Source organism: Candidatus Saccharimonadia bacterium (genome assembly GCA_035544015.1).
Classification (GTDB): Bacteria; Patescibacteriota; Saccharimonadia; order UBA4664; family UBA4664; genus UBA5169.
The window spans coordinates 1-2,431 of the sequence record DATKIP010000079.1 but is presented as its reverse complement, the minus strand read 5'-3'; the positions used below and the strand labels follow the sequence as shown (position 1 = coordinate 2,431).

2 protein-coding genes, 1 pseudogene and 1 other annotated feature are annotated in these 2,431 nt (G+C 59.9%); of the genes and pseudogenes, 1 reads left to right on the top strand and 2 read right to left on the bottom strand.

Annotation, left to right across the window (positions count from 1 at the left end; all coding sequences use genetic code 11):
• On the top strand, positions 1 to 307 hold a 307-nt coding region (locus VMT30_05470), incomplete at its 5' end, for a lipocalin-like domain-containing protein (GenBank protein ID HVQ44386.1).
• Positions 308 to 463: 156 nt separating this feature from the next.
• On the opposite strand, the pseudogene VMT30_05465 reads toward VMT30_05470, so the two are convergent.
• Both VMT30_05465 and VMT30_05460 read right to left on the bottom strand, forming a co-directional pair.
• Positions 464 to 658 (bottom strand): annotated as a pseudogene (locus tag VMT30_05465) (transposase).
• 72 nt (positions 659 to 730) lie between these two features.
• Positions 731 to 1,962, bottom strand: a protein-coding gene (locus tag VMT30_05460; protein ID HVQ44385.1) for an IS3 family transposase whose coding sequence is annotated in 2 segments (ribosomal slippage) — positions 731 to 1,671 and positions 1,671 to 1,962 — 1,233 coding nt in all. Because the reading frame shifts where the segments join, the coding sequence is not laid out codon by codon here.
• Positions 1,562 to 1,678, bottom strand: a sequence feature (AL1L pseudoknot). Its footprint overlaps the gene before it by 117 nt.
• Positions 1,963 to 2,431: the final 469 nt, after the last annotated feature.

Sequence of the window (2,431 nt, the reverse complement as noted above, 5' to 3'; positions counted from 1 at the left end):
CGGGCACTTTCTTGCGCTAGTCACAAACGACGGCCGACCGAAACCTGAATCAATCGGTACGATGAGCGATCAGCAACGCGCGGACCTGCACCGCTCAATGACCGCCTATGGTGGAACGTTCACGTTCGATGGCAAAAAGGTCGAACATCATATCGACCTCTCCTGGAACGAAGTATGGACCGGCACGACAGTCATTCGCGACGTCAAGATTGAAGGCGATCGAGCGATCTATACCAGCAGGCCGGCCCCGTACGGAGGCGATGGCAAGATGAGCGTCGTCACCCTGGTGTGGGAAAAGGTAAAGTAGCCGCATTGCACGGCCCTGACCCGAAAGAGCATATGCAGCTGGTGTCCGCCCGTTGATAATGGCGTTGAAGTGCTGGCTCGGACTTCCGTTCGGGGTCTTGGCCGTGCAAAAACACCCTTCGAAGGAAGTCGGTGAGAAGCCGGGGGCGGTTCGGTATCAGGCCACGATCGCAGCCATCAGCGGCTTAGTCCCGACGATGTTAATGACCCGCGTCAGATTATAGGCCAGGACCGAGAGAGCCATCTCGGCGGCTACTTTTGGAAGCGTTTTGGTGAGGAAGTGTGTCGCTCCCATGCGGGCCTTCATCGTGCCGAACGGATGCTCGACTGTCTCGCGACGCAGGCGCATGGCTTGTGTCTAATTGAGGACTGGCCTGGAGCGCTTTGAACCGCCCCGGGTTTGCCGGAGGCTATTTTGTTTGAGTCACGTCGCCACGGCGGTTTCTGCCACCCTGGCGTAGTAGCGTTCCTCGGCTTCGACCGGCGGGATGTTGCCGATAGGCTCCAGCAGCCGGCGATTGTTGAACCAGTCGACCCATCCGAGCGTTGCGAATTCGACGGCTTCCATGGTCCGCCATGACCCGCGGCGATGGATGACCTCGGCCTTGTAGAGGCCATTGATCGTTTCCGCGAGGGCATTGTCGTAGCTATCGCCGACGCTGCCGACCGACGGCTCGATGCCTGCTTCCGCGAGGCGCTCGGTATACTTGATCGAGACGTATTGGCTGCCTCGGTCGCTGTGATGCACGAGCCCGCCGCGATGCGCCGGTTGCCGGTCATGGAGGGCCTGCTCGAGCGCATCGAGTACGAAGCTCGCATGCGCGGTTCGTGAGGTCCGCCAGCCGACAATGCGCCGCGCATAGGCGTCTATGACGAAGGCGACATAGACAAAGCCGGTCCAGGTCGAGACGTAGGTGAAATCCGAGACCCACAGCGCATTCGGGCGCGGCGCGTGGAACTGGCGATTGACGTGGTCCAATGGGCACGGCGCCGCCTTGTCGCTGATCGTGGTTCGCACGGGCTTGCCGCGGATCACGCCCCGCAACCCTATGCCTCGCATCAGCCGCTCCACGGTGCAGCGGGCAACGTCAAAGCTCTCGCGCTGCAATTGCCGCCAGACCTTGCGCACGCCATAGACGTCGAAGTTCTCCGCGAAGACGCGGGCGATCTCCGGTGTCAGCGCCAGATCCTGCTTCGCTCGCGTGGAGAGCTTCTTCGGATCGGTGCGTTTGGCGACATGGGCATGGTAGGTCGAGGGAGCGATCGGCAAGACCTTGCAGATCGGCTCGACCCCATGGACCTCTCGGTGATCGTCAATAAACGCGATCATGGCTTGTACCGGCGGTCGAGCTCCGCCTGGGCAAAATAAGCCGACGCCTTGCGCAGGATCTCATTGGCCTGGCGAAGCTCCCGGTTCTCCCGCTCCAGCGCCTTGAGCCGGTCCGAAACATCCGATGGCACGCCGGATCGTTTGCCGCTGTCGATCTCGGCCTTCTTGACCCACTCATGCAATGTCTGCGGCGTACAGCCGATCTTCGATGAAATCGAAACAACCGCCGCCCAGCGCGAGGCATGCTCGCCCTCGTGCTCCAGAACCATCCGAACCGCCCGGGTCCGGACTTCAGGTGAGAATTTGTTCGTCGTCTTGCTTGTCATGGCTCCACCTTCTCAAGAGTTGGAGCCTCCGGCAATCCCGGGGCGGTTCAAAGTGAACGACTTAAGAATCGGGCTCGACATGTTGGGCTCCTGCTTGTTGGATTCGGTCTTCGCAGAAGCCGATCTACAGCCGTCAGAGAAAAGGTCGAGCCGGAAAAGGCAATTGGGATAGCTAGAAACTCCAAAGTTCGAAAGCCGGACGAAATGGAGCGGAACTTTGTTGGCGCGATCGCGTAATCCTCCCCGAGCGGTGGGTCTCGAAACCCGTGTAACAGAGACAACGGTGTTTAGTTGGTTCAAGCCCAATAGGCAGCGAGAAAAGATCCGGGAGGATCGAAAACACCTAGAAGCAAGGGCTCGGCGCCTCTTGAAGGGTTACCTGTCTGCGGATGCTCCCCGAAAGCAGCGATACTACGAAGTGATCGCCGGAGCGGCTACAGCATGTGAGCCCGATATCTCTGATTCAGCC